The sequence below is a fragment of the Sphaerisporangium sp. NBC_01403 genome (assembly GCF_045040145.1).
Taxonomy (GTDB): Bacteria; Actinomycetota; Actinomycetes; order Streptosporangiales; family Streptosporangiaceae; genus Sphaerisporangium; species Sphaerisporangium viridialbum.
In genome coordinates, this window is record NZ_CP109534.1 from 2,590,997 (window position 1) to 2,606,569 (window position 15,573).

Genomic DNA, 15,573 nt, shown 5'->3' on the forward strand with positions numbered 1-15,573 from the left:
GGTCAGAGGTCCAGCTCGGCCTGGGATTCCGCGATCGGCCGTACGTCCGCGTAGGCCCTCGCGGCCACGTGGTCAGGAGCCGGGCAGCGCTCCAGCCGGGCGGCGATCTCGGTCGCCCGATCGAAGCTCTCACATTCCACGATCCAGTAACCGGCCAGGACCTCCTGGGTCTCGGCGTACGGACCGTCCGTCACGACCGGAACGCCGCCCCGCGACCCGAGCCTCCTGGTGTGGACCGGAGCGGCCAGCGCTCGCGTCTCGACGAGTTCGCCGGACTCCTCCAGGTCCTTGTTGAACGACTCCATGAACGCGCCCATCGCCGCGAAGTCCTCCGCGGACCAGGCCGGCGTGCCTGTGGTCTTCCCCGCCATGCCGTCGTAGTCCTGCTGCGACCCGTAAGTCAAGATCATGTACTTCACGATCTCTCCTCTCCGCCGGCACCCGTTCGGTGCCTCTCACCAGAGACGTCGAGACTACGGCCCCGCCCCGGACATCCCCCCGCGAACAATTCGTGATTTTCCTCCTGCGCCCGCGCGCGGGGCCGCCTGGGGCCGGGTCGCCTGGTCCCGGGGCCCGCGTACGGCCGTGGTGGCCTCACCGGGGGGCGACGAGGCGGGCGCGGACGGCGGCGAGGTCGCCGTCGCCGAGTCCGGCCGCGCGGAAGCAGGCGTCGACCCGCCGCCCGCCGGCTCGCGCGCCGGGCCACGCGTTCACGGGCGGACTGGCCGGGTCGCCGCGTCGAACCCTGCTTTCACGGGTGGGCGATGACGGCGTACCTCTCGTCGTGGATCGGGCGACCCCACAGGCGGGGATCGGTGAGCGGCTCGGCGCGGGAGTGCGCGGCGATCGGCAGCAGCGCCCGCAGGAGACGCTCGGCCCCCACCCCGCCCATCCACGGCAGTGACGGGGCCTCCCCGTAGAGGGGCCGGTCGCCGGGCTCGGCAGGGGCGGCCCAGCGGCCCTCGATGAGGACCAGGCGCCCGCCCGGCCGCAGCAGGCCGGCCCAGCGGCGCAGGGCGCCCTCGGGATCGGGCAGGGTCCACAGCAGGTGACGGGAGAGGATCACGTCGAATGACGCCCCCGCCTCCGCAGGCGGGTCGCTCGCGTCGCCCACCAGCGTCGTCACCTCGAAGCCCGCCGCGGTGAGCTTGCGCCTGGCCTGCTCGGCCATGAGCGGCGACAGATCGACCCCCACCGGCCGGTGCCCCTGCTCGGCCAGCAACAGGGTCAGGGAACCGGTGCCGCAGCCGAGGTCGAGGACGTCGGCCGGGGACGGAGGCAGCCACGAACGCAGCCGCTCCGCCCACGCGGCCCTGACCTCGGGATCACGAAGACCGTGGTCGGCCTCGTCGTCGAAGGAGGAGGCGGCGGCATCCCAGAAGGACGCGATCGACGCGGTGTTGTCTTCCAGCACCGGCGCATCGTGTCACCCGGCACCGACAAGAACGGCGCCGGGCTCGGTGGACGCCGGTCAGCGGCCCGCTGGGGTGATCAGGGAGACCTGCGGGGCGAGTGCGGCGAGGTGGGCCAGTGAGGTGTCGGCGGCGGCGTCGCCGAAGGCCACGATGACATGGTCGACGCCGAGGGCCGCCAGCTCGCCGCAGCGCTGGACGCTCTCGTCGACGCTCTGCCCGTCGGCCACGCGCATGTGGAGCGTCTTCTCGATGGCCTCGAAGGGCCGTCCGAGGCGCTCGCAGTGCGCGCGCAGTACGCCGAGCTTGTGCGGCACGTCGGCGCCGAAGAGCAGGTTGCAGGCGTCGGCGTACTCGGCGACGAGACGGAGCGTCTTCTTCTCCCCGCTGCCGCCGACCAGGATCGGGGGGTGCGGCCTGGAGAGGGCCTGCGGCGAGTTGAGGGTCCGCTCCAGCGTGTGGTGCCGTCCCTGGTAGGGCTTGTCCTCGTCGCTCCACATCTGCCGGGCGATCTGGAGCGTCTCCTCCAGGCGCTCGAAGCGCTCGGCCAGCGGTGGGAAGCGGAAGCCCAGGCCGCGGGCCTCCTGCTCGTACCAGCCGGCGCCGATCCCGAGGACGGCGCGACCGCCGGACAGCGTGTCCAGGGTGGTGACCTGCTTCACCAGCATGCCGGGCTCGCGGTAGGTGGCGCCGGTGACGAGCGTGCCGAGCGTGACCCGGCTGGTGAGGGCGGCGGCGTAGGCCAGGGCGGTGTACGCCTCCAGCATCGGGTCCTCCGCGGCGCCGAAGTTGGGGATCTGGAAGTGGTGGTCCATCACCCAGAGGCTGTGCAGGCCGGCTTCGTCCGCGCCGCGCGCGACGGCCGCGAACTTCCCGGCGATGGCGGTGTCGCCGCCGGGCCAGCTGAAGCGGGGGCAGGTGAGACCGAGTTTCATCGAGTGCTCCTTTTCGAGGCAGGCCGAGCTTCAGGGCATGCCGGAGGCCCGCCCTGTCGCGGGGGTTGCCAGGGTGCGACCAGCGCCGTGTCGCGCTGGTTCGTCGAGGGGGACCATCCCCGCGGGTCGCCGAAGGAGCCTGCGGGCATGGTCGAGGGAGGGACGTACCTGCCCCCGGGCAGGTCCGTGGAAGGGGCGCCTGGGTGGGCGGGCATGGCCGACCGGTGTGGTCGCGAAAAGGACGCGGGACCCGGTGGAGATGAGCCTCACCGCGAGACGGCACCCTGGCGAAGCACGCGCGGCGGTGGACGGTGAACGGGTCCAGACGGGCCGCGGGTGGCGTGGTTCAGCCGGTACCGCACGGAGATCTTATCGTATCCAGCGAAGCTGAGCGGGCCTGGTGCTCTCATTCACCGGACCCGGCCGGGGAAGAAGTCGGCGCTCTGGACGTATTCCATCGCCCTGGTGAACACCGGGTCGGTCAGCCGGCGTTCCATCTCCTGCGGGCCGACCTCCTCGACGCGGGTCTGGATCCACCACAGGTTGCCCAGCGGGTGCGAGTGGCCCGGCGGTGAGCTCGCCGAGCTCGCCGGGCACCTGCGCGCCCTCGCCGCCCGCCTCACCCGAGCCGCGGGCCCAGAACCGCCCCGGCGGTAGACTGCCTGCTACGGCGATGGATCCCGCCGGGACGGTGCCGCTGCCCGCACAGCCGCCGCCCGAACCGCCTCCCGGCTGATGGTTCCTGACGATCCGTCAGGCATTGAGTGGGGGCACTTCATGAGACCTCCCGACGGCCACATCATGGTGCCCGCGCGCCGCCGCACCCGTAACGTGCCGGCCGACGCGTCCGGGAGCATGGTCCATCACGGAAGGGAGTGGCGTGTGACAGCGCATCCGTCTGGGGAGCCGTCCGAGCCGGACGCCCCGAGCGGGAGTGACCTGCCGATCGACTCGGACGTCGACGTCGCCGACGAGCGGGCGCATCCGGAGCGCGACGTCTTCGAGGCCCGTCCCGGGAGGCGTACGGGAGGGGCCGCGAGCGTGCTCCTGGTGATCGCCCTGGGCGGCGGGCTCGGCAGCGTCGCCCGCTATCTGGTGGGCCGGGCGATCCCGACCCCCGCCGGGGGGTTCCCGTGGGCGACCTTCCTGATCAACGTGACCGGCTGCTTCGCGCTAGGCCTGCTGATGGTGTTCGTCCTGGACGTGTGGCCGCCGAGCCGTTATGTGCGGCCCTTTCTCGGGGTCGGCTTCCTCGGGGGCTACACGACGTTCTCCACCTTCACCACCGAGATCCTGCAGCTCGCCCGTGGTGGACACTGGGCCGTGGCCGATTCGTACGCGGCGGGCAGCCTGCTGGCCGGGCTGGTGGCGGTCTGGTGCGGGATGGCGCTGGCCCGCGCCCTGGCCGGCATCCCGGTACGACGCTCTGGCGAGAGGAGTTCCCGATGAGACTGCACGGCAGGGCCGTCCGCCTGACGATCTTCATCGGCGAGACGGACCAGTACCGGCACCGGCCGCTGTACACCGAGATCGTGCACCGCGCTCACCGGCATGGCCTGGCCGGTGCCAGCGTGTTCCGCGGGGTCGAGGGCTTCGGTGCGTCCTCGCTGATCCACACCACCAGGCTGCTGTCGCTCAGTGAGGACCTGCCGGTGGCGATCGTCATCGTGGACGCCGAGCAGAAGATCAACGAATTCATGGCGGAGCTGGACGCGCTCGTGACCGAAGGCCTGGTGATCGTGGATCCGGTGGACGTCTACCGCTACGTCGGCAGGAAGGCCGAGAGCGAGGCCGGCGGATGACGGTGCTGCTCGTCTTCGCCGGGGGAGCCCTCGGCGCGCCCGCCCGGTACCTCCTTGACCGCTTCATCCAGAAGCGCCACGACACCGTCTTCCCCTGGGGCACGTTCACCGTCAACCTCGTCGGCTCGCTCGTCCTAGGATTCCTCATCGGCCTGGGAACGAGGCTTCACATCCCCCAGGAGGTCCCGATCTTCGTCGGCACCGGCGTCTGCGGGGCACTCACCACCTTCAGCACCTTCGGCTTCGAGACGACGCGCCTGCTGGAGGAGGGCTCGTTCCTCGCGGCCGGGCTCAACGCCGTGGGCGGCCTCCTCCTCGGAGTCCTGGCCGCCGCCGCGGGCTACGCGCTCGCCGTGCTCGCCTGACCGGTATCAGGGTGTCCTCCCGGACATCGCGGGCGCGTCCTGGACGGCGGGCGCCCCGGGCCGGCCGGGCAGGAGCGGGATGGCGGCCAGCACGACCGCGATCATGGCGACGGCGAACCAGTAGATGCCGTGGAAGCCGCGCATCAGGTCGTCGCTGGTCTGCAGGATGAGCGTGACGACGGCGATGCCGATCGCGGCGCCGAGCTGGTTGAGCATGTAGAGCACCGAGCTGCCCTGTGCCACCAGCGGCGCGGGCAGCGTCCTGTACAGCGATCCCATCGTGGGCGCGCCGACGAAGCCGAGGCCGAGGCCCATGACGAGGGCGGCCAGCACGGGCCACGGCACCGCGGTCTCCGCTCCGATCAGGGTGAAGCCCAGCCCGCTGAGTACGGCCGCGAGCGCGCCGCCGCAGGCCGGCCCGCGGGCGCCGAGCCGGTCCGACAGCCGTCCGGCCAGGGGCATGGCGACGGCGCCGCCGAGGCCCACCGGCGCCATCAGCAGCCCGGCGGCGAGCGCGCCGTACCCGTGCGCCCGCTGGTAGTACAGCGGCAGCGCGAACAGGGTGGCGAAGGTCGCGAGGCCGACGAGGGCCATGATGGCGACGCTCGCCGTGAAGCCGCGGTTGGCGAACAGCCGCAGGTCGATCAGGGGCCGCGTACGCCGGGCGCGGAGCGCGTGCGCGGCGTAGCCGATCAGCAGCGCGGCGCCGGCGGCCAGGGGGGAGAGCACCTGCCAGGCGGAGAACGTCCCGTGCTCGGCCGTCTGCGACAGGGCCAGGACGAGGGCCGCGAAGCCCGGGCCGATCAAGGTCAGGCCGATGACGTCGAGCCGGGCACGCGGCTGCCGCTCCGGCGGCGGGTCGGCGGGCACCACCCGTATGGCGAGCACGATGGCGATGAGGGCGACGGGCGCGCTGAGCAGGAACATCCAGCGCCACGGCAGGACGTTGAGGGTGAGCCCGCCCGCGATCGGGCCGAGGACCGGGCCGAGGGAGAGGACCACGCCCATCAGGCCCATCACCCGCCCGGCGCGGTGGGGGCCGGCGGCGCGCGCCAGCAGGATCAGGACGAGCGGGTCGAGGATGCCGGCGCCGGCGCCCTGCACCACACGGAAGACGATCAGGCTGCCGACGTCCCAGGCGAGCCCCGCGGCGAGCGATCCGGCCAGGAACACGGTCAGGCCGTACAGCCACAGCCTCTTTCCGCCGAACCGGTCGACGGCCCAGGTGGTGAAGGGGATGGTGGCCGTGACGGCCAGCAGGAAGCAGGTGGAGGCCCAGCCGATCGTGCTCAGCGAGGTGCCGAACGCGGTGGCCAGGGTGCCGGTGCCGACGGCGACCATCGTGCTGTTGAGGATGCCGAGCAGCCCGCCGAGAAGGATCACGGCGATCATCCGCGACGACTGCGCATCGAGATGGTCATCCGGAGTAGTTGAACTCATGCGTTCAATCTAGTTATCAACTTGGTTCATGCGCAACCGGCCTGTCCGGTCAGTTGAACCGGTCAGTACAATCGGCGTATGACCGGAGCCAGAACCACGGCCGCCTCGCACGGACGGATCGACAAGCGTCACGCCATCGTCGAGGCCGCGTTCACGGTGTTCGCCCGGCAGGGGTACGCCCAGGCGTGCGTGCAGGAGATCGCCGATGAGGCGGGCGTGGCCAAGCCCACCGTGTACAACCACCTCACCGACAAGGCCACCCTGTTCAGGCACGCGATGGAGGCCGCGGCGCGCACCGCGCTGGACGAGAGGCTGGCGGCGCTGGAGCCGCTCTTCGAGCCCGGCGACGACCTGCGCGCGACGCTGGAGGAGGTGGGCCTCACCCTCCTCCGCCACCACTGCGGCGACCGCTCGTGCGCGCTGCGGCGGTTGCTCTACGCGGAGGTCGCGAGGCTTCCCGACGTGCTCGACATCGTCCGCGAGCACGGAGCGCACCGCCTCAGCCAGGCGCTGGCCGACCGGCTGGCCCGGCTCACGCTCGCCGGGCGCCTGCGCGCCGCCGACCCCGCGCAGGCGGCCGAGCAGTTCCTGGCCCTGCTCACCGGCCCGATGGAGGCACGCTCCAAGATGGGCACCCGCGAGATCGGCGACGCCGAACTACGCGAGGTGACCCGCGGCGCCGTCGACACGTTCCTCCGGGCCTTCGGCCCCGCCGCTCAGAGCGCCTAGGCCGGCTCGCGGCGTCGAGTGCCTGGAGCATGCCGCAGCGAGCGCCTTCCTTGCAGGGTGGGAACGCGGCCGGCGCGGTGCCCGACGCGTCCACCGCCGGCTCCTCCACCGGTCGCCTCCGCTCTCCCGCCCGTTCGCGTACTACCGGGTGGTGCCCGAAAACTGCGACTTACGGCAACCGGTGTCACACTCCTGGGGCCGCCGGCGCTCTGACGATGTGACGGTAGCGACCGCGGCAGGAGGAACCCAGGATGTCCGACACCCCGGAGGAGACGGCGACGCGGGTCTTCGTCGGCCATCGAGAGCTGCTGTTCTCCGTCGTGTACAACATGCTGGGCAGCGTCGCCGACACCGAGGACGTGCTGCAGGAGACGTGGCTGGCGTGGGCACGGAGGAGCCGGTCGGCGTCCGGTGAGCGGATCGACAACGCGCGCGCCTATCTGGTGCGCATCGCGGTCAACCGGGCGCTGGCCCGCCAGGCGAGCATCAGCCGCCGCCGGGAGGAGTACGTCGGGCCCTGGCTGCCCGAGCCGCTCGTCACCCCGCCGGACGGCGCTCCGCCGGCGGCCGGCGGCGGTGACGCCTCCGAGCCGGCGGTACGGGCCGAGTCGGTGTCGATGGCACTTCTGGTGGTGCTGGAGACGCTCACCCCGCTGGAGCGCGCGGTGTTCGTGCTGAACGAGGTGTTCGGCTACGCCCATACCGAGATCGCCGGGATCCTGGACCGCAGCCCCTCGGCGATCCGCCAGCTCGCCCACCGCGCCCGCGAGCACGTGCACGCCCGGCGCCCCCGCTACCAGGCGGATCCGCGGGTCCGGCGGCAGGTGACAGAACGCTTCCTCGACGCCGTGGTCGGCGGCGACCTCAACGCGCTGATGGAGGTCCTGGCGCCCGAGGTCACCTTGTGGGCCGACGGCGGCGGCAAGGCGCGCGCGGCGGGCCTGCGGCCGGTCCACGGCCGCGACAAGGTCGCCCGCCTGATCATCGGCGACGCTGCCCGGCGTCCCATCCCCGACCTCGGCGTCCGCCACCGCAGGGTCAACGGTGATCCGTCGGCGCTGCTGATGTCGGGCGACGTGGTCTTCGCGGTCATCGTCCTCGACCTCACCCCCGACGGCGGCCAGGTGCGCGGTGTCTACGCCGTGACCAACCCCGACAAGCTCGCCCGTGTCGGATAGAGATGAACTCCTGGCCACCGGCGATGCCGGCCCGGGGGCGTTATTTCGCCTTGGGGCGTGCGCGGACGTGGGCGCGCTCGCCCTGCCTGCCGAACAGGCACAGGAACTCGACGGGTTCGCTGCCGACGCTGCCGAACCAGTGGGGCACACGGGTGTCGAACTCGGCGGCCTCGCCGGGGGAGAGCACCAGGTCCTGCTCGCCGAGGACCAGCCGCAGCCGCCCGTTCAGGACGTAGAGCCATTCATAGCCCTCGTGCACCTTGGGCTCGGGTACCTGCGGGCGCGGGCTCGCGGGGATGACCACCTTGTACGCCTGGACGCCTCCGGCCCGGCGCGTCAGGGGCACCATCGTCCGCCCGACGCGGGTGATCGGGCGCAGGTGGATGCGCGGATCTCCGGTGGGAGGCGCGCCGACGAGCTCGTCCAGTGGGACGCCGTGGGCCTTGGCCAGCGGCAACAGCAGTTCGAGGTTCGGCCGGCGCCGGCCGGACTCCAGCCGCGACAGCGTGCTGACCGAGATGCCGGTCTCCGCGGACAGGTCGGCCAGCGTGACGTCGCGCTGCTGGCGGAGCGCGCGCAGACGGGGCCCGACCGCGGTCAGGACCTTGTCCAGTTCGTCTTCCATCCTCTCAGCTTGCCAGATCGGCAAAGCTGCTTGCTCCGACGGCTCATGCCGGCGCGCTCTCACCCGCCCCGGCGAGACCTCCCAGGCGCGCCGGCCCGTTGGGGCCGAGGGGTCCACGGCTTGACACCGATCTAGTTCGTGATAGGAACTATTCGTAACACGAACTAATGAGGAGGCGTGCCATGACGGCGGACGGGAAAGTTCTGTTCGGTTTCGGGCTCGAGACCGGGGCCGGCGAGGTGGACGCGCTACTCCGGCACGCGGTGCGAGCGGATCGCGAGGGGCTCGACCTCGTCAGCGTGTCCGACCACCCGTACTTCGCCGAAAGGCTGGACGCGTACGCGGCGCTGGGCGTCGTCCTCGGCCGGACGACCGGCATCGCCGGGGCCGTGAACGTCACCAACCTGCCGAGCCGTCCCGCGCCCATGCTGGCCCGGACGGTCACCGCGTTGTCGGCGCTGTCGGGCGGACGCGTCGTGCTCGGGATGGGCGCGGGCGGGCTGTGGCAGGAGATCGCCAAGCTGGGCGTGGAACCGCTTTCGCCGGCGGCGGCCGTCCGGGCGCTGGAGGAGGCGATCACCGTGGTGAGGGCTCTGTCGGGCGGTGGCGGCCCGGTCACCTTCGACGGGGAGTTCTACCAGGTCGCGGGCCTGGTTCCCGCGCAGGTCCCGACCCCGCCGATCTGGACGGGCTCGCTCGGCCCGAAGTCACTGGCGGTCACGGGCCGGCTCGCCGACGGCTGGATCCCCGGTCACGCCGCCGACTGGCGGAGCTCGCGGTTCGCCCAGTCGCGCCCCCTCATCGACGAGGCGGCCGCGGCCGTGGGCAGGGACCCTTCGGAGATCGCGACCGTCTACAACCTCCCCGGCCGCATCACGACCTCGCCGCTGCCGGCCACGCGCGACGACTCCGGACGCTGGATCGGCGGCTCGCCCGAGCAGTGGGCCGACGAGCTCACCACGGCGGTCCTTGAACACGGGGCGGCGGGATTCACCTACTTCCCCGTCGCCGACCGCACGCCGCCCGACGTCGCGCTCGGCCGGTGGGCGCGCGAGATCGCGCCGGCGGTTCGCGAGGCGGTCCGGCAGGCCCGGCCGCCTGCCGGGAGGGCCGCCGGGACCGATGGGCCCGCGAACGCGTGAGGCGCGCCCGCACGCGAACCGGGGGTGCCGTGCGCGCCCGGCCGGTTCAGTCGGCCATACGCGCGGCGTCCTCGATGAGGCGGGTGGTGGTCCCCGGGTGGCTGATCATGGCGACGTGGGAGGCGGCGACCTCGACGATGTGGGCCTTGGCGCGCTTGTAGAAGAAGCGTTCCAGGGCGGGCGGGATGGCCTTGTCCTGGGTGGCGACCAGCCCCCAGGAGGGGATCGAGTGCCAGGCGGCGGCCTTGGTCACCTCGGTGAAGGAGGAGGCGCTGAAGGGCCGCTGGGTGGCCTGCATGAGCCGGGTGGTGGACACGGGCAGGTCGGCGGCGAACGCGGCCCGGAACCTGTCGGCCCGCAGGTAAAGGCCTGGACCTCCTATAGCTACGGCGAGCCGCCACCCCGGCCAGCCCTGAGGGCCAATGAGGAGATATGCGAAGAGTCAGTTATCGGTTTCAGCACGTAGTTGTCTCAGGTAGGGCATACCTTCCGGTAACTCCCTCGGACTTCTCGCGGTGGCCAGGACGGCGTTCTGCTCTTCCTGGCGCAGTCGCTGGGTCTGGTCATCGGCCGCCATCAGGCGCCGCCGGTAGGCGGCGGCGATCTCTGACTCGCCGAGCCACACCTTGTCGGCTCCGTGTCGGCGCGGCCAACGCAGCGGGCTGTCCTTCGCGCTGGGCAGGGAGACGGCGTGTGGAGCCTGCGGGCTGGGTGGTACCGAGATGAGCAAGAAGCCCTTGCCCGGGTCGGAGGGGTCGGCCACCTCCCGCATCTCGAAGCGGGGCATCGGATGCACTCGCGTGGCCACCACGTTGCGCACCCGGTTCTGCAGCTTGCTGAAGGACACGTTCAGTGCCTTGGAGGGGGATGTCTCCGACTTCGGCCATGCCGACCACGATCAGTCCACCGATGTGGTTGGCGAAGGTGGCGACGTCGACGGCGGTGTCCTCGCTGCCCTTCTCCCCGGATGGGATATCGCCCTTGTAGTCCAGGTCCTCAGCTTCGCAGGCATCGGGATTACCGATGACAGCAGCGATCTGGGCGTAGGTGAGCAGGTGCAGCGGGGCCCCGAACAGGGCCTCCAAGCGGCGGGGGCTGTACAACATGAGCGAGCGGTCTCCTTTGACCACCTGGCCGAGAAGCCTCGGCTGCGTCCATGTCTACGAGCGCTGACGTCCGACAAGCCGCGAAAGCGGCGTATCCAAGATTGTCAGGACTTCAGCCTGCGCGATGGGCCCGACACGCGCGGCACCTGCTCGATCCGGCGACTCGGCGTTGCTCACGCCGGCCTACCCGGCGTTGCGCCGGGCCAGCTCCAGCATGTCGGAGCCGACATCGGCCTGGAGTTGCTAACCGGGCCGTTGCAGGGTGACGTCGCCGATGCCGGCCCACTTGAGGTGGTGGAAGCGGTGGCCCTCATTCAGGGCGAGGACGTACTTGAGGGCGCCGATACAAACACGCGGACTTGGGCTCGTACCACCAGCCCGGTTCGTCGGCCGACGTCGGAGCCGCCTGGGCCGGCGCTACCTTGGTCAGGAAATCCACGGGACCGACCCTGCGAGCCCGGCGCCCCCGAAAGCGCGCCGGGCGGTCCGTACAGCACCCGTCGGCCAGACCTGTCCCGGGCGTGCGGACGGCCTCCGATAAGCCGTCCTGGACCGTTGGTGCCGGTTACTGGTTGCCGGTGACCTTCAGGGGCCTGGAGACCAAGTCCACGAGCGTGTCGTTCGCCGTCCTGTACAGCTTCTCGTAGGGCACGGGGCAGCGGCTGGTCCGTCGCATTCTGCGATTGGAAGGGCACGGCGGGCTGGGATGCCTACGAGTCGCTGTTTGCCGAGATCAGTGTGCGAGTCGTCTGCTTCCCCTACGCCGCGGACGTGTCGAGCACGCTTCTTCGCGAGAAGCTCCGCAGGCTTCCTGCAGCCGCCTAGCACGGCGACCGGCAACGACACCATCTGAAATCTCACGTTCTGCGGGCGGCGCACGTCTACCAGCCGGGAGAAGGGAAACGCAGATGAGCACTCGACACATCGTGATCGAGACCCGCCTTGGACCGATCACGCTCGTTGCAAAGGGCGAGACGATTGCCGGCCTGTACTTCAGGCACCACGTCCGCCGGCCCTCGCAGGAGACGTTCGGCCCCGAGGTGGCCGGCTCCACGGACCCGCTGCTGAACGAAGCTGCCCGACAGCTGCGCCACTACCTGGCGGGTCGGCGCAGGCAGTTCGATCTTCCGCTCGCCGCCGAGGGTGACGCGTTCCAGCACGCCGTCTGGGACATCGTGAAGAGCATTCAGTGTGGTGACACGACCACCTACGGTCGGATCGCCGAGCAGGTCGGAGACCGCAGTCTCGCGCAACGGGTCGGACAGGCCGTGGGTGCGAACCCGCTGTGCGTCTTCGTGCCGTGCCACCGCGTCGTCGGCTCTAATGGTTCCCTCACCGGATACGCCGGCGGACTGGAACGCAAGCAGGCGCTGCTGGAGCTTGAGGAGCCGCCTGCGGTCAGCGCTGGACGGTTGTTCTGACCGTAAACCTCACGTTTGTCACCGAAAGTATGTCGTCAATGGGATGGACATGAAACAACCGTTCGAGAACGTGGTCGCGCAGCACGGCGCAACCGTGCTGCGCGTCTGCCGGGTCGTCCTCGGCCCGCACGACGCGGACGACGCATGGTCGGAGACCTTCCTCTCCGCCCTGCGCGCCTATCCCGACCTGCCTGAGACGGCGAACGTGGAGGCATGGCTCGTGACGATCGCGCATCGCAAGGCGATCGACGTGCTGCGTGTCGCGAAAAGGAATCCCCTGCCCGTCGACGAGGTACCGGAAGCACCGACGGGGCGGGACATCCCGGACTCTGGGGACTCTGACCTGTGGGCCGCGGTGAAAGGGCTCCCGAGCAAACAACGCCAGGCTGTCGCCTACCGCTATGTGGCGGGGCTGGCATACGCCGAGATCGCGGAGATCCTCGGCGGCACCGTTGAGGCGGCCCGAAGAGCCGCCGCAGACGGGCTCAAGAATCTCAGGAAGAAATATCCGGGCGCGATCACGAGAGGAGCATCATCATGAACGACATCCGCCACGATGACGACATGGCCGCCCTGCTTTCGACGCCTGTGGACGCCGGCACTCTCAGTCGGCTCCACCGCCGTCTGGAGCAGGCGGCAGAGCGAGCCAATCTCGTCGATGTCGCTTACACCACCATCGACTCACCTGTCGGCAAGTTGCTGCTCGCCGCCACCCCGGAGGGGCTGGTCCGCGTGGCGTACGCCAGCGAGGACCACGATCGAGTTCTGGAAGCCCTCGGCCAGAAGCTCAGCCCGCGCATCCTGCGCGCCCCGAAGCGGCTGGACGAAGTGGCTCGCGAGATCGACGAGTACTTCGCCAAGCACCGCCAGGTCTTCGACCTGACGCTGGACCTGTCCCTGTCTCGCGGATTCCGGCGCCTCGTGCAGACGCATCTGCCCGAGATCGGGTACGGCCAGACCCGCAGCTACCGAGACATGGCCGAGCTCGTCGGCAACCCCAAGGCCGTCCGAGCGGTGGGCACCGCCTGTGCGACCAACCCGCTGCCGATCGTCGTCCCGTGCCACCGCGTGCTGCGTACCGACGGCACGCTCGGCGGTTACATCGGCGGACTCGAGGCCAAGACCATGCTGCTGAACCTGGAGGCCGCGGCATGAGCATCGCGAAGGCGACCGGGAGGAAGACGGATCGGTGGTACAGCCGCGTCGAGTCCGGCGACTGGGAGGCGATCACCACAGAGGTCAACGAGTATGGCGGCGCACTGCTGCCGCAACTGCTGACCCCGGAGGAGACCGTGGAGATCAGGGAGCTGTACGAGCAGGACGGCCTGTTCCGCAGCACCGTCAACATGGGCCGGCACCGCTTCGGTGAGGGCCAGTACCGATACTTCAACGCGCCGTACCCAGAACCGATCGAGCGGCTCAAGCAGGCGCTGTACCCGCGGCTGCTTCCCATCGCCCGCGACTGGTGGACCAAGCTCGGCCGGCCCGCACCGTGGCCGGACTCGCTTGATGAGTGGCTTCAGATGTGCCACGACGCCGGCCAGACGAAGTCTTCGGCGATCCTGCTCCACTACGGCGAGAAGGATTGGAACGCTCTGCATCGCGACCTGTACGGCGACCTCGTGTTCCCGTTGCAGGTCGTGATCAACCTCAACGAGCCCGGCGTGGATCACACGGGTGGCGAGTTCCTGCTGCTGGAACAGCGCCCGCGCGCCCAGTCCCGGGGCACGGCCACGCTGCTGCCGCACGGTCACGGATACCTCTTCACCACCCGCGACCGACCCGTCAAGTCCGCCCGCGGATGGTCCGCCGCGCCGGTTCGGCACGGCGTATCCGCCATCCGGTCCGGCGAACGTCACACCCTCGCTCTCGTCTTCCATGACGCCGCATGAGCGACGCAACGAAGACGTACACCCTTCTGGGGGCGGACGGCCGTCCCTATCGGTCTGCGGTCAAGGGGCTGTGGGGCGGCCATCGGTGCTCGAAGATCTACGGGCGACTCGATTGTCCCGCCGCGCTGCGCGCCATCGCTCGCGGCGGCTACGTGAAGCACCGGGTCTTCTTCGCTGACGAGGCCACAGCGGTCGCCGCCGGGTTCCGCCCCTGCGGAGCCTGCTGCAGGGACCGCCATCAGACGTGGAAGACCACCCGGGAGAACGGCGAACGATGGAAGCCCTGACCAGCCCCTTACTGAAGGCGTCAGCGAGTTATGACGCGGACCTGACGGCTACGGATGCCGAGGTCGCGACCGTCATCAGAATTGCTCGCGACCGCCGTGCCCGCACTATCGTGATCGGCTCCGGCCGCACCCCTCACGCCCTTGCGACCTCACGCCTGATCGAATCGGCCTGGGATCGCACAGGAGGCGGAACTCTCGATACGATCACCTGGCCCGAGACCGGGGCCTCCTGGCTGCGTCACGCGTCACGGTTCGCCGCCGCCGACCCCGACCTGTGGGTGATGGTCGGGCCGGCAACCGGCTGGGCACAGATGACCCGGCGGCTGCTGTGGTCGACTCCCTGGAGCCCCGCACGCACCCTCGCGACCACCGGAATCGGCGACCCGCGCACTCTCGCACTCGTCGGACTGACCAATCTGGACGGCCTGACCGGCGCAAACGCAGACGGTACCTCCTGGCTCGTTGCGCACGATTCCCTCGTGCACCTCACACACACGGAGGGCAAGCGATGACAGCGCTGTTCACTCCGGAGATCCCCGAGCGTGACGGAGGAGAGGTCGCCCCGGGCGCCACCCTGGTCCCTGATTGGCTGACTCGGGAACAGCAGAAGTGGATCGTGGATCAGTTCCGCGAGTGGGTGCAAGGCCCTGTCCCCATCCGCGCCGCGAAGGTCCGCGGACACGAGATGTCGGTGCGCACCGTATGTCTGGGCTGGCACTGGCAACCGTACAAGTACACGCGAGAGGCCACCGACGTGAACGGCGCCCGTGTCCTTCCGTTCCCCGACTGGATGATCCGCCTGGGACGGGATGCCCTCAAGGCCACTGGCCACGACGCAGCCGCGATCCGCTCCTATACGCCCGACACCGCGCTGGTGAACTACTACGACGCGGAGGCCCGGTTGGGAATGCACCAGGACAAGGACGAGATCTCCCGCGCCCCGGTCGTATCGCTGTCCATCGGCGATAGCTGCACGTTCCGATTCGGCAACACGGAAAGCCGCGGCAAACCCTATACCGACGTGCTGCTGGCCTCCGGCGACCTCTTCGTCTTCGGCGGACCCGCCCGACTGGCCTACCACGGTGTCACCAAGGTGCACGAGAGCACCGCCCCCGAGGGATGCGGACTCAGTCGCGGCCGGATCAACATCACGATGCGCATGACCGGGCTTGACGGGTGATCGAATGACACAAGATGCAAGCAGCACCACCGCCGACCCCGGCGTCGTCGTCGGGGACG

21 protein-coding genes and 1 riboswitch are annotated in these 15,573 nt (G+C 70.5%); of the genes, 13 read left to right on the forward strand and 8 right to left on the reverse strand.

Going from position 1 to position 15,573, the window contains the following annotated elements; all coding sequences use genetic code 11:
- Positions 1–2: 2 nt before the first annotated feature.
- From OG589_RS11580 to OG589_RS11595, 4 genes are all read right to left on the reverse strand, one after another.
- Positions 3–410: a YciI family protein gene (locus OG589_RS11580; RefSeq protein WP_405152015.1), complete on the reverse strand. Its 408-nt coding sequence runs from the start codon at positions 408–410 to the stop codon at positions 3–5.
- 341 nt (positions 411–751) lie between these two features.
- Positions 752–1,414: a class I SAM-dependent methyltransferase gene (locus OG589_RS11585; protein ID WP_405148572.1), complete on the reverse strand. Its 663-nt coding sequence runs from the start codon at positions 1,412–1,414 to the stop codon at positions 752–754.
- 57 nt (positions 1,415–1,471) lie between these two features.
- Complete coding sequence (locus OG589_RS11590; protein WP_405148573.1) at positions 1,472–2,347, reverse strand: LLM class F420-dependent oxidoreductase; 876 nt, start codon at positions 2,345–2,347, stop codon at positions 1,472–1,474.
- A 410-nt stretch (positions 2,348–2,757) separates the two neighbouring features.
- Positions 2,758–2,970 (reverse strand): hypothetical protein, encoded by a 213-nt coding sequence (locus tag OG589_RS11595; protein WP_405148575.1) that lies wholly within the window; start codon positions 2,968–2,970, stop codon positions 2,758–2,760.
- Between the two features lie 37 nt (positions 2,971–3,007).
- A riboswitch (Fluoride riboswitch) is annotated at positions 3,008–3,099 on the forward strand.
- Positions 3,100–3,229: 130 nt separating this feature from the next.
- Between OG589_RS11595 and crcB (OG589_RS11600) the strand changes: the two genes are divergently transcribed.
- From crcB (OG589_RS11600) to crcB (OG589_RS11610), 3 genes are read left to right on the forward strand one after another with little or no spacing between them, the layout of a single operon-like run.
- A complete protein-coding gene (crcB, locus tag OG589_RS11600; protein WP_405148577.1) occupies positions 3,230–3,796 on the forward strand; it encodes a fluoride efflux transporter CrcB in 567 nt (188 codons plus the stop codon).
- A complete protein-coding gene (locus tag OG589_RS11605) occupies positions 3,793–4,149 on the forward strand; it encodes a DUF190 domain-containing protein (protein ID WP_405148578.1) in 357 nt (118 codons plus the stop codon). Before crcB (OG589_RS11600) ends, OG589_RS11605 begins: the two co-directional genes overlap by 4 nt.
- Positions 4,146–4,514, forward strand: coding sequence for a fluoride efflux transporter CrcB (crcB, locus tag OG589_RS11610; protein WP_405148580.1), 369 nt, complete (start codon positions 4,146–4,148; stop codon positions 4,512–4,514). Before OG589_RS11605 ends, crcB (OG589_RS11610) begins: the two co-directional genes overlap by 4 nt.
- 6 nt (positions 4,515–4,520) lie before the next feature.
- On the opposite strand, the gene OG589_RS11615 is transcribed toward crcB (OG589_RS11610), so the two are convergent.
- Positions 4,521–5,954 carry a DHA2 family efflux MFS transporter permease subunit gene (locus tag OG589_RS11615; protein WP_405148582.1) on the reverse strand — a complete coding sequence of 478 codons (1,434 nt, stop codon included), beginning with the start codon at positions 5,952–5,954 and terminating at the stop codon, positions 4,521–4,523.
- A gap of 78 nt (positions 5,955–6,032) precedes the next feature.
- On the opposite strand from OG589_RS11615, the gene OG589_RS11620 reads away from it, so the two are divergent.
- Positions 6,033–6,683 carry a TetR/AcrR family transcriptional regulator gene (locus OG589_RS11620; protein WP_405148584.1) on the forward strand — a complete coding sequence of 217 codons (651 nt, stop codon included), beginning with the start codon at positions 6,033–6,035 and terminating at the stop codon, positions 6,681–6,683.
- 251 nt (positions 6,684–6,934) lie between these two features.
- On the forward strand, positions 6,935–7,861 hold the full coding sequence (gene sigJ / locus OG589_RS11625) for an RNA polymerase sigma factor SigJ (protein WP_405148586.1): 927 nt from the start codon (positions 6,935–6,937) through the stop codon (positions 7,859–7,861).
- A gap of 40 nt (positions 7,862–7,901) precedes the next feature.
- Here the strand turns inward: sigJ and OG589_RS11630 are convergent, their stop codons facing one another.
- On the reverse strand, positions 7,902–8,486 hold the full coding sequence (locus OG589_RS11630) for a helix-turn-helix domain-containing protein (protein WP_405148587.1): 585 nt from the start codon (positions 8,484–8,486) through the stop codon (positions 7,902–7,904).
- Between the two features lie 182 nt (positions 8,487–8,668).
- On the opposite strand from OG589_RS11630, the gene OG589_RS11635 reads away from it, so the two are divergent.
- The gene (locus OG589_RS11635) at positions 8,669–9,628 is read left to right on the forward strand and encodes an LLM class flavin-dependent oxidoreductase (RefSeq protein WP_405148589.1); all 960 of its coding nucleotides are present in this window, start codon (positions 8,669–8,671) and stop codon (positions 9,626–9,628) included.
- 46 nt (positions 9,629–9,674) lie between these two features.
- Here OG589_RS11635 and OG589_RS11640 read toward each other — a convergent pair whose 3' ends face one another.
- Together OG589_RS11640 and OG589_RS11645 are read right to left on the reverse strand one after the other, a co-directional pair.
- On the reverse strand, positions 9,675–10,052 hold the full coding sequence (locus OG589_RS11640) for an alpha/beta fold hydrolase (protein WP_405152016.1): 378 nt from the start codon (positions 10,050–10,052) through the stop codon (positions 9,675–9,677).
- A gap of 18 nt (positions 10,053–10,070) precedes the next feature.
- A complete protein-coding gene (locus tag OG589_RS11645; protein WP_405148590.1) occupies positions 10,071–10,475 on the reverse strand; it encodes a hypothetical protein in 405 nt (134 codons plus the stop codon).
- Positions 10,476–11,642: 1,167 nt separating this feature from the next.
- On the opposite strand from OG589_RS11645, the gene OG589_RS11650 reads away from it, so the two are divergent.
- From OG589_RS11650 to OG589_RS11680, 7 genes are read left to right on the forward strand one after another with little or no spacing between them, the layout of a single operon-like run.
- Positions 11,643–12,155, forward strand: coding sequence for a methylated-DNA--[protein]-cysteine S-methyltransferase (locus OG589_RS11650; RefSeq protein WP_405148591.1), 513 nt, complete (start codon positions 11,643–11,645; stop codon positions 12,153–12,155).
- A 43-nt stretch (positions 12,156–12,198) separates the two neighbouring features.
- Positions 12,199–12,696, forward strand: coding sequence for an RNA polymerase sigma factor (locus OG589_RS11655; RefSeq protein ID WP_405148592.1), 498 nt, complete (start codon positions 12,199–12,201; stop codon positions 12,694–12,696).
- Positions 12,693–13,310, forward strand: coding sequence for a methylated-DNA--[protein]-cysteine S-methyltransferase (locus OG589_RS11660; RefSeq protein WP_405148594.1), 618 nt, complete (start codon positions 12,693–12,695; stop codon positions 13,308–13,310). The genes OG589_RS11655 and OG589_RS11660 overlap by 4 nt, the downstream gene beginning before the upstream one ends.
- Positions 13,307–14,047, forward strand: coding sequence for a 2OG-Fe(II) oxygenase (locus OG589_RS11665; RefSeq protein ID WP_061258002.1), 741 nt, complete (start codon positions 13,307–13,309; stop codon positions 14,045–14,047). Before OG589_RS11660 ends, OG589_RS11665 begins: the two co-directional genes overlap by 4 nt.
- Complete coding sequence (locus tag OG589_RS11670) at positions 14,044–14,334, forward strand: Ada metal-binding domain-containing protein (protein WP_405148596.1); 291 nt, start codon at positions 14,044–14,046, stop codon at positions 14,332–14,334. The genes OG589_RS11665 and OG589_RS11670 overlap by 4 nt, the downstream gene beginning before the upstream one ends.
- Positions 14,322–14,846, forward strand: coding sequence for a hypothetical protein (locus tag OG589_RS11675; protein ID WP_405148597.1), 525 nt, complete (start codon positions 14,322–14,324; stop codon positions 14,844–14,846). Before OG589_RS11670 ends, OG589_RS11675 begins: the two co-directional genes overlap by 13 nt.
- Positions 14,843–15,514 carry an alpha-ketoglutarate-dependent dioxygenase AlkB family protein gene (locus OG589_RS11680; protein WP_405148598.1) on the forward strand — a complete coding sequence of 224 codons (672 nt, stop codon included), beginning with the start codon at positions 14,843–14,845 and terminating at the stop codon, positions 15,512–15,514. The genes OG589_RS11675 and OG589_RS11680 overlap by 4 nt, the downstream gene beginning before the upstream one ends.
- Positions 15,515–15,573 lie beyond the last annotated feature (59 nt).

What these genes read in the sequence shown, in the direction of transcription:
- OG589_RS11580 (WP_405152015.1), bottom strand. Translation starts at nt 410, where the DNA reads ATGATCTTGACTTACGGGTCGCAGCAGGACTACGACGGCATGGCGGGG.
- OG589_RS11590 (WP_405148573.1), bottom strand. Translation starts at nt 2,347, where the DNA reads ATGAAACTCGGTCTCACCTGCCCCCGCTTCAGCTGGCCCGGCGGCGAC.
- OG589_RS11605 (WP_405148578.1), top strand. Translation starts at nt 3,793, where the DNA reads ATGAGACTGCACGGCAGGGCCGTCCGCCTGACGATCTTCATCGGCGAG.
- crcB (WP_405148580.1), top strand. Translation starts at nt 4,146, where the DNA reads ATGACGGTGCTGCTCGTCTTCGCCGGGGGAGCCCTCGGCGCGCCCGCC.
- OG589_RS11615 (WP_405148582.1), bottom strand. Translation starts at nt 5,954, where the DNA reads ATGAGTTCAACTACTCCGGATGACCATCTCGATGCGCAGTCGTCGCGG.
- OG589_RS11620 (WP_405148584.1), top strand. Translation starts at nt 6,033, where the DNA reads ATGACCGGAGCCAGAACCACGGCCGCCTCGCACGGACGGATCGACAAG.
- sigJ (WP_405148586.1), top strand. Translation starts at nt 6,935, where the DNA reads ATGTCCGACACCCCGGAGGAGACGGCGACGCGGGTCTTCGTCGGCCAT.
- OG589_RS11630 (WP_405148587.1), bottom strand. Translation starts at nt 8,486, where the DNA reads ATGGAAGACGAACTGGACAAGGTCCTGACCGCGGTCGGGCCCCGTCTG.
- OG589_RS11635 (WP_405148589.1), top strand. Translation starts at nt 8,669, where the DNA reads ATGACGGCGGACGGGAAAGTTCTGTTCGGTTTCGGGCTCGAGACCGGG.
- OG589_RS11650 (WP_405148591.1), top strand. Translation starts at nt 11,643, where the DNA reads ATGAGCACTCGACACATCGTGATCGAGACCCGCCTTGGACCGATCACG.
- OG589_RS11655 (WP_405148592.1), top strand. Translation starts at nt 12,199, where the DNA reads ATGGACATGAAACAACCGTTCGAGAACGTGGTCGCGCAGCACGGCGCA.
- OG589_RS11660 (WP_405148594.1), top strand. Translation starts at nt 12,693, where the DNA reads ATGAACGACATCCGCCACGATGACGACATGGCCGCCCTGCTTTCGACG.
- OG589_RS11665 (WP_061258002.1), top strand. Translation starts at nt 13,307, where the DNA reads ATGAGCATCGCGAAGGCGACCGGGAGGAAGACGGATCGGTGGTACAGC.
- OG589_RS11670 (WP_405148596.1), top strand. Translation starts at nt 14,044, where the DNA reads ATGAGCGACGCAACGAAGACGTACACCCTTCTGGGGGCGGACGGCCGT.
- OG589_RS11675 (WP_405148597.1), top strand. Translation starts at nt 14,322, where the DNA reads ATGGAAGCCCTGACCAGCCCCTTACTGAAGGCGTCAGCGAGTTATGAC.
- OG589_RS11680 (WP_405148598.1), top strand. Translation starts at nt 14,843, where the DNA reads ATGACAGCGCTGTTCACTCCGGAGATCCCCGAGCGTGACGGAGGAGAG.